This is a genomic window from Nonomuraea sp. NPDC049758, assembly GCF_040674635.1.
In the GTDB taxonomy this organism is placed as follows: domain Bacteria; phylum Actinomycetota; class Actinomycetes; order Streptosporangiales; family Streptosporangiaceae; genus Nonomuraea.
Map to the genome: position 1 here is coordinate 1 of NZ_JBFAMZ010000059.1, position 6,956 is coordinate 6,956.

The window sequence follows — 6,956 nt, forward strand, 5'->3', positions numbered from 1 at the left end:
TCCTGCGGCCGAGCACCGACGCGCCGCCTCCGCCGCCACTGGTCTCCGCCTACGCCGAGGTGTCGCCGGACGGGGCCGGCCACTTCCCCGTCGTGGTCGCCAAGGCGGCCCGGTCGGTCACCGCGATCGCCCGGTACCTGAAGATCGGCCGGTCCACCCTCTACCGCGCGCTCGCGGCGGAGGAGGACCCAGCCGAGGCACCGACGTCCTCGTAGCGGGCCCCCACCCCGAACAACACCCGCACCATCACGCACCGACGCGAGCCCGTCACCGCGCGCACAAGATCATTCTCGGCGATAACCGCTGGTCTTCCCTTCTCGGGTTCCCCAATCCCGCTGTACCGGCCGAGCAGCTCTGACCGCGGCCCGCCACCTGTACGGCACCTTCTGCGCCGGGGCCGTCGAATGGAAGTGGGCGCAGATCAACCAGGGATAGGGGCCCGACGGGTCAGCTTGCCGCCCGAGACGGGGCCAGGCGACGGAAGGCGGCGTAGGCCAGCAGTACCAGCACGACCGCGTCGATCGTCAGCGTCACCAGCGACCGCAGCACCAGCCAAGAGCCCAGCGTCGCGACCAGCCCGGCCGCCAGCAGCCCCATCGCCGCCAGCAACCCCAACCGCACTCCTAGGCCCGGCTGGGGTACCGGCTCGCTCAGCGGCCTGCGCCACAGCCACCAGCAGGCCCAGCCCAGCGCCGCAAGCGTGATCAGCGAACCCACCAGAGACACCCCCTCGTCCTCCAACAGCATCGGGTCCCCGGCGACCGCCAGCCACTCATCCACCAGGCGATCCCACACCAGGTGGGTGGCGACCCCGACGGCGGCGGCCACCGGCCACCACGCCCAGCGTGCTGCCCGCGCCCGGCCGCGACGCCCCACCCGCCGGGCCAGCATCGGAGGCAGCAGAGCGCGGGCCGGGGCGGCACACACCATGATCACTCCCGCCAGCGCCAGCGCCAACACCACATCGGCGGCCAGCGCGCCCGCCTGCAGCCTGTGGGTGTATCCGGCATCCAGCAGCGGCCACCAGGGCCCGGGAGGGATCACATCGATGATCCCGTAGGGGACGAAGTAGGGGAGGTCAGGGGCCATCGCCCCGGCGGCCAGCGCCACCGGCGGCAGAATGCGGCGCAACGGCACTGCGACAACGGGATGAATCAGGGTAAACGGCACAGAACGGCACACTACCGGCCGCATCAACTTGGTTGTGGGGCCCAGGTCAGCCCGTAGCTGGGCTCCGGCGCACCACGCGCTCGCGGCGGAGGAGGACCCAGCCGAGGCACCGACGTCCTCGTAGCGGGCCCCAACCCCGAACAGCACCCGCACCATCACACACCGGCGCGAACCCGTCACCGCACACAAGATCATTCTCGGCGATAACTGCCGTTCTTCTCTTCTTGGGTTCCCCAATCCCGCTGTACCGGCCGAGCAGCTCCGACCGCCAGTCGTCGGGGTCGACCGCGTCCGCCGGCGGCACGTTCTCGTTCACCAGGACCAGCGCGGCGCGCAGTTCCGCCCGGGAGACGACCGTCTCGATCGCCTCCCACACCTCCAACACCCGCACCTGTTCGTCCGGGCCGCCCCAACCGTTGGACGAGAACAGCGCTTCCACCGCGACCGCCAGGCGGGCGGAGGCCTTGGTGAGCTTGGGATGCTTGCGGACCTTCTCCTTGTCCGAGGCCGTCTGCGCCTTGTTCACCAGCTCGGTGGCCATCCACAGATCCAGCAGCTCAAGGGTGTCGTCGACCGACTTGGCCCCAGATGCCGGACCGTGGCCGGCAGCGGTCGCCGACCTGCGGCCGTCCGGATGCCGGCGGATCACCGAGGCGTCCGCGCTCATCCCGTACTTGGCCAGCTCGCCCATCCGCCGCGACGGCACCAGCGCCTCGGCGCCGAGCTCGACCAGCCCCAACCCCCGTGATCTCCAAGACCTGGTCAAGCGCCTTGATGATCATTGGTCCGCTCCCGCGCGGCGGCGGCCCCCTGCGCCACCCTTACTTCACCAGCTGCGGCATCACCGTCCGACGAGTGCTCACCGACAACGGGGATACGGGAACGTGACCACTGCGCCATCAGGCCGCCGTACGGGTGGCACTTCCCCGTTCAGTCCCGTGCCGTTACTTTGGGTGGCAGTTAGATCTCAAGGAGTGGTGATGCGCCCCAAAGCATGCCTTCTCGGTAGCAACGCCACCGCCAGCGGCAGCCGTCAGGCTCTGCCGGACCCGGCGGACCGCGTCGCGTTCGTACTCGTGCCATAAGAAACCCCCGCTCGCCGGCGCTCGAACGGCGGGCGTACCCGTAGGCCGCGAACCGGGCAATGGATGGGGCACCCATGACACTCGCCGAGGGCAAGAAACTGCCGGAACACCTCGACACGCCACCCCGGGCACCGGGCGGCCGGCCACTGGTCGGACACATGAAAGCCCTGCTCGCCGACCCGCTGGGGCTGCTGGCGGCACTGCCCCACCTCGGCGACGTGGTGGAGCTGCGGTTCGGCCGGACACCGACGTACGTGGTGTGCTCGCCCGAGGCCGCCCAGCACGTGCTCAGGAACCCCGACCACGCCTTCGACAAGGGCGGCACCTTCTACGAGAACATGCGCTCCATCATCGGCGACGGCATGGCCACCTGCCCCCTGGCCCAGCACAAACGACTGCGCCGCCTGGCCCAGCCCGCCTTCGCCACCAGCCGGATGACCGGCTACGCCCGTACCATCCAAGCCCAGCTCGACGCCTTCACCTCCATCTGGCGCCCCGGACAGACCCTGGACGTGCTGCCCCAGCTGCGGTCGCTGGCCACCCGTACCACCCTGGCGACCATGTTCCGCCGCCGCGAATTCGGCCCCGAGATCGCCGGACTGCGGCAGGCCGTCACCGACTTCATCGATCACCAGACCATCCTGCGGATGATCGCCCCCGGCCTGAACCGCCTGCCCACGGCTCGGAACCGCCGCTACCGCAAGAGCGAAGCACGGCTGCTGCGCTTCCTCCAAGAGGAGATCATCGCCTACCGCCGCGACGGCATCGACCACGGCGACCTGATGTCCATGTTCACCACCCACCCGGAGGACGACCGGCTCAGCGACCAGGAAGTACGTGACACGGCCATGACCGTACTTCTCGGCGGCATCACCACAACAGCCCTCAGCCAGGCGTGGGCCCTGCACCAACTCTCCCAGGACCCCGCCCTGGACGCCGAAGTGGCCGGCGAGGCGCACGCCATCACCCTGCTCGACCAGGGGCGATCAGCCGCCGAGGTGATGGATCAGCTTCCCCTCACCCGAGGCGTCGTCGCCGAGGTCCTGCGAAGGCGAGTCGCCAGTTGGATCTTCACGCGGGTGGCCGTCGCCGACACCGCCATCGGCTCCTGCCGCATCCCGGCCGGCGCGCAGGTGCTGCTGAGCCCGTACGTGCTGCATCACCGGCCCGACCTGTTCCCGTCCCCGGACAATTTCGACCCGCACAGATGGGACGGACGCGACCCGCACCGGACCAAGGGCTGGCTGCCCTTCGGCGCGGGGGAATCCAAGTGCATCGGCTACGAACTGGCCTTCATGGACCTGACGTTGTCCCTGGCCCACATCACTCGATCCTGGCGCCTGCAGCCCTGCCCCGCCCCCGTACGCCCGAGGCCGCGGATGCACCTGGAACCACATGGCCTCACCTTGCGGCTGGCCGACCGGAGCCCGCACTGACCCGGGGACAGAACGAAGGCGCCCCGCGTGGATCGCCCGATCCTCCGAGCAGGCGACGGATTCGAGTGACCGTTCAGATGGTGGAGCCGATCAACCGATCGGTGGAGCACGCCCTCACTGACCGCCCCAGTCCGGGACGACCGTCCCGGAAGCGGAGGACGGTGAGCGCTCAGAGGAGACCGCACGCGCGGCACACCAGCGGTGCTTTCAGATGCGTGTGCCTAGCGCGCGGAGACGGCGAGCAGACCGGCGGCCAGGGCGCGGCCGTGCGCGGCGGCATGCCCGCCGTCGCCCAGCCGGATCTGCTGGTCTTCGTGGTGCAGCACCACGGTGCCGTCCGGCTGCCGTGCGACGACGATGTCGGTCCCGGGCAGCCTCACGCCGCGGACACCTATGCCGAGGTCGCCGCTGAGGTCGGCCAGGTCGGGCAGCACCAGCCCGGCGGCGGTCTGGGCGGCGGCCAGCCGCTCACGTAGCTCCCGCACCTGCTCGGCGTCGCGTTCAGCCTGGGCGGCGCGGGCCTGCTGCTCGGCGGTCACGGCGCGCTCGCGCTGGAGGTCACGGTCGGCGCGGGCCTGGCGCAGCTCGTCCTCGGCGCGCTCCTGCAGCCGGGCGGCGGTGGCGGCCTCGCCCTGCGCGGCGGCCAGGCGAGGTGGACCGGGTCGAGGACCGTATCCCCACGATCACGCTGCTGCTGGTGGACGAGACGCGTGAGGCGGCTCGCCGGGCTGCGTCCGGGGGCGCACCGGGTGCCCGACTCGGCGTGCGCGCGGGCCCGTACGCTGCTCGACCTGGGCGGTTCGGCGGCCGTGGTGGCCTACGACTTCCGGCGCTATTCCCCCACCACGGCCCGCTTCGCCAAGTGGCTATGAAGGTGGACCCGAGAGCCATGTGTCGGTCGGTTTGAGAGCCACTTGCTGATCAACGGCCTTGGAGTGTTAGTGAAAAAGAGAGCCATGCCCGTGGAGCTGGGGCATGGCTCTCGTGACGCTGTGTGAGTGTTGTCGGCGCACACCTCCCGCTGCGGAGGCGAGTGTGCACAGCCCCATGACGGTAGGCCGGTGGCGGTGATGTGGCTTTGACAGCGGCCAGGGTGCGTGAGGCGGCAGCAGGGGTGCGACGTACGCATGTTCGACCAGGTTCAGCGGAGTTCCTGGCGTTCTGCCGTTTCGCCCAGACGATGGAGCAGGTGCGCCCAGCCGTCGCTGGTCTCCTCTTCGAGTACGGCCGGCAGACCACTGTGGCGCAGGGTGAGCTCGGTGCCATCACCGTCCGGGGTCAGGGCGACTTCGACCCGGGATGCCTCTGGTGCCATGTCGGGCGCTCCTGGTGTGGCCTCCCAGCCGAAGGTGAAGACGAGACGTTCATACGGCACGAGCTCCACGAACCGTCCGCGCATCACCGGGCGTGGGCCCTCGTGCATCGCAACCTGCAGGGTGCCGCCGGGGCGGGCGTCCAGCTCGGCCGTTCCCCACCATCGCGCCAGGCGTGCCGGGTCGGTGAAGAACCGCCAGACCGTCTCGGGACGCGCACGGATGTGCAATGTCTGCTCAATCGTCCTGCTCACAACGATCCCTTCACGTCCTGGGCACCAGTGTGTGCGCGTTCTTCTTTCTCGGCTTCGTGCTGGAGGCGGCTGAGCGAGGTGGACCACATGGTCTCCAGGAACGTCACCGCCTCGGCCAGCCCCTCCGGACGTAGCCGATAGAAGCGGCGATTGCCTGCGCGGCGGACGTCGACGAGGCGGGCTGCTGTCAGCGTTCGCAGATGCTGGGATACCGCGGGGCGACTGATTTCGGGAAAGCGCTCGGCGATCTCGCCTGCCGATACCTCGCGATCCCGCACCAGGACGAGGATGGCGCGGCGGGTCGGGTCCGCCACAGCGCGAAGCGCGTCGTCCATGGGCCACCGCCTTCGTTTGCGCACTGCCGGGACAGCATGTAAGTGTTTAAGCAACATCTTACACTCTATCGATGACGAGGATTCACCATGTCAGGAGACGACAACACCCGTGCTCCGCGATCGGAGAACCAGCGCCTGAATGCGCTGGTTGGCCATTGGCGTTCGCAGGGGCGTATAGCGGCCACCGCGATCGACCCGGCGATCCGCATCGCCGGGTCGGACACCTACGAGTGGCTGGCGGGCGAGCACTTCCTCATTCACCGTGTGGACGTGCGCATGAATGAGGAGCACGTCGAGGTCATCGAGATGATCGGGCCCTACGATCCAGCGAGCCGGACCTACCCCATGCGCTCCTTCGACAATCACGGCAACTTCGTCACCATGCGGGCAAGCGTCAACGACGAGGGTGTCTGGACGTTCGCCGGCGAGACGGAGCGGGCGACGCTGGTGATCGCCGAAGACGGCGACTCCATGACGGCCGAATGGGAGCGCACTGACAACGGCTCGAACTGGCGGCACTGGATGGACATGAGCTTCACGAGGGCTCCCAGCCCCAGCGCCATCCCTCGGCGCTGAATCCCTCGCAGATCAGAAGCCTCACCGTCGAGCTCGCCTCGCCGTTCCTGGCGGGGTTGCGGACCGGTTGAGCGGGTAGCCCCGCGGCGCCTGCGCGACAAGGTCGCCACACTCGCACCAGCGCCGAGCGGCCTCACCCAAGGGTCCTGGCCAAGGTCACCCGCGGGCGGCGCGCGACCGGTCGCCAGGCGGCGGCCGCGGCAGCGCTCCCGCCTCTGGAGCGCGCGTACGTGATCGCGAAGCTCCGCCCGCACGACCGGCGGCGCCTCATCTCCCATCTGAGGGGGCGGCGGGCGGCTTCTTCGTGGTCCTCTGATCGCTACGCGCGCCTCCAGCGCGCCTGGTCACCGCCCTTCGAACTGCACCTCATCAAGGTGCCCGCGTTCGTCCGGCCGAGCGCCCCGCCGGGGGCGCAGAACGTCCCGGGGTGGACGCCGCCCCTGATGGACGGCTGGGCCGCCTTGTGGGTCTTCTTAGCGATGGGGCGTGGAGCGTGCGTGCGTGCGTGCGACCACGCGTGGCGTCTTCGCCTTCGGCGACGGGATGGACTTAGGGGTCGCTGTGGTGCTCGCCAAGGTGGCAGGGGTCACTGTGCGCGTGGGCGTGCTGGTAGGCGTCGGCGTAGCTGCGTCGGATGGCGCGGTAGCGGTGGTGGCTGCTCCACAGCCTGCCGTGAGCGCGAGGGTGACAGCGGCTAGTGTTCTGAGTCGTTAATTCGATTGAGATATGCGGCGATGGTCTCGAAGATCTCCTCAGCGGTCTTGGTCCAGACGAACGCCCGGGGATT

8 protein-coding genes and 1 pseudogene are annotated in these 6,956 nt (G+C 69.6%); 4 read left to right on the forward strand and 5 right to left on the reverse strand.

The features are described 5' to 3' along the window. Nucleotides 1–215: pseudogene (locus tag AB0J46_RS51775) on the forward strand (hypothetical protein); the annotation flags it as partial. 232 nt (nt 216–447) lie between these two features. Here AB0J46_RS51775 and AB0J46_RS51780 read toward each other — a convergent pair. Both AB0J46_RS51780 and AB0J46_RS51785 read right to left on the reverse strand, forming a co-directional pair. After that, the gene (locus AB0J46_RS51780; protein WP_364344875.1) at nt 448–1,170 is read right to left on the reverse strand and encodes a DUF4184 family protein; all 723 of its coding nucleotides are present in this window, start codon (nt 1,168–1,170) and stop codon (nt 448–450) included. 46 nt (nt 1,171–1,216) lie between these two features. Beyond that, nucleotides 1,217–1,909 (reverse strand): hypothetical protein, encoded by a 693-nt coding sequence (locus AB0J46_RS51785; protein WP_364344878.1) that lies wholly within the window; start codon nt 1,907–1,909, stop codon nt 1,217–1,219. 420 nt (nt 1,910–2,329) lie between these two features. Here AB0J46_RS51785 and AB0J46_RS51790 point away from each other — a divergent pair, with 420 nt between their 5' ends. Beyond that, entirely contained in the window at nt 2,330–3,691 is a 1,362-nt protein-coding gene (locus tag AB0J46_RS51790; protein ID WP_364344881.1) for a cytochrome P450, read from the forward strand. 221 nt (nt 3,692–3,912) lie between these two features. Here the strand turns inward: AB0J46_RS51790 and AB0J46_RS51795 are convergent, their stop codons facing one another. Further along, on the reverse strand, nt 3,913–4,230 hold the full coding sequence (locus AB0J46_RS51795; RefSeq protein ID WP_364344884.1) for a hypothetical protein: 318 nt from the start codon (nt 4,228–4,230) through the stop codon (nt 3,913–3,915). A gap of 171 nt (nt 4,231–4,401) precedes the next feature. Here AB0J46_RS51795 and AB0J46_RS51800 point away from each other — a divergent pair, with 171 nt between their 5' ends. Then, the gene (locus tag AB0J46_RS51800) at nt 4,402–4,563 is read left to right on the forward strand and encodes a hypothetical protein (RefSeq protein WP_364344887.1); all 162 of its coding nucleotides are present in this window, start codon (nt 4,402–4,404) and stop codon (nt 4,561–4,563) included. A 269-nt stretch (nt 4,564–4,832) separates the two neighbouring features. Here AB0J46_RS51800 and AB0J46_RS51805 read toward each other — a convergent pair whose 3' ends face one another. Both AB0J46_RS51805 and AB0J46_RS51810 read right to left on the reverse strand, forming a co-directional pair. Then, on the reverse strand, nt 4,833–5,258 hold the full coding sequence (locus tag AB0J46_RS51805) for an SRPBCC family protein (protein ID WP_364344890.1): 426 nt from the start codon (nt 5,256–5,258) through the stop codon (nt 4,833–4,835). Continuing rightward, nucleotides 5,255–5,593: a metalloregulator ArsR/SmtB family transcription factor gene (locus AB0J46_RS51810; protein WP_364344893.1), complete on the reverse strand. Its 339-nt coding sequence runs from the start codon at nt 5,591–5,593 to the stop codon at nt 5,255–5,257. The genes AB0J46_RS51805 and AB0J46_RS51810 overlap by 4 nt, the downstream gene beginning before the upstream one ends. An 87-nt stretch (nt 5,594–5,680) precedes the next feature. On the opposite strand from AB0J46_RS51810, the gene AB0J46_RS51815 reads away from it, so the two are divergent. After that, nucleotides 5,681–6,169, forward strand: a complete 489-nt coding sequence (locus tag AB0J46_RS51815) for a DUF1579 family protein (protein WP_364344896.1) — start codon at nt 5,681–5,683, stop codon at nt 6,167–6,169. Nucleotides 6,170–6,956 lie beyond the last annotated feature (787 nt).

Excerpts from the sequence above, each read along its gene's own strand:
- AB0J46_RS51815 (WP_364344896.1), top strand. The coding sequence starts at position 5,681 with ATGTCAGGAGACGACAACACCCGTGCTCCGCGATCGGAGAACCAGCGC.
- AB0J46_RS51790 (WP_364344881.1), top strand. The coding sequence starts at position 2,330 with ATGACACTCGCCGAGGGCAAGAAACTGCCGGAACACCTCGACACGCCA.
- AB0J46_RS51810 (WP_364344893.1), bottom strand. The coding sequence starts at position 5,593 with ATGGACGACGCGCTTCGCGCTGTGGCGGACCCGACCCGCCGCGCCATC.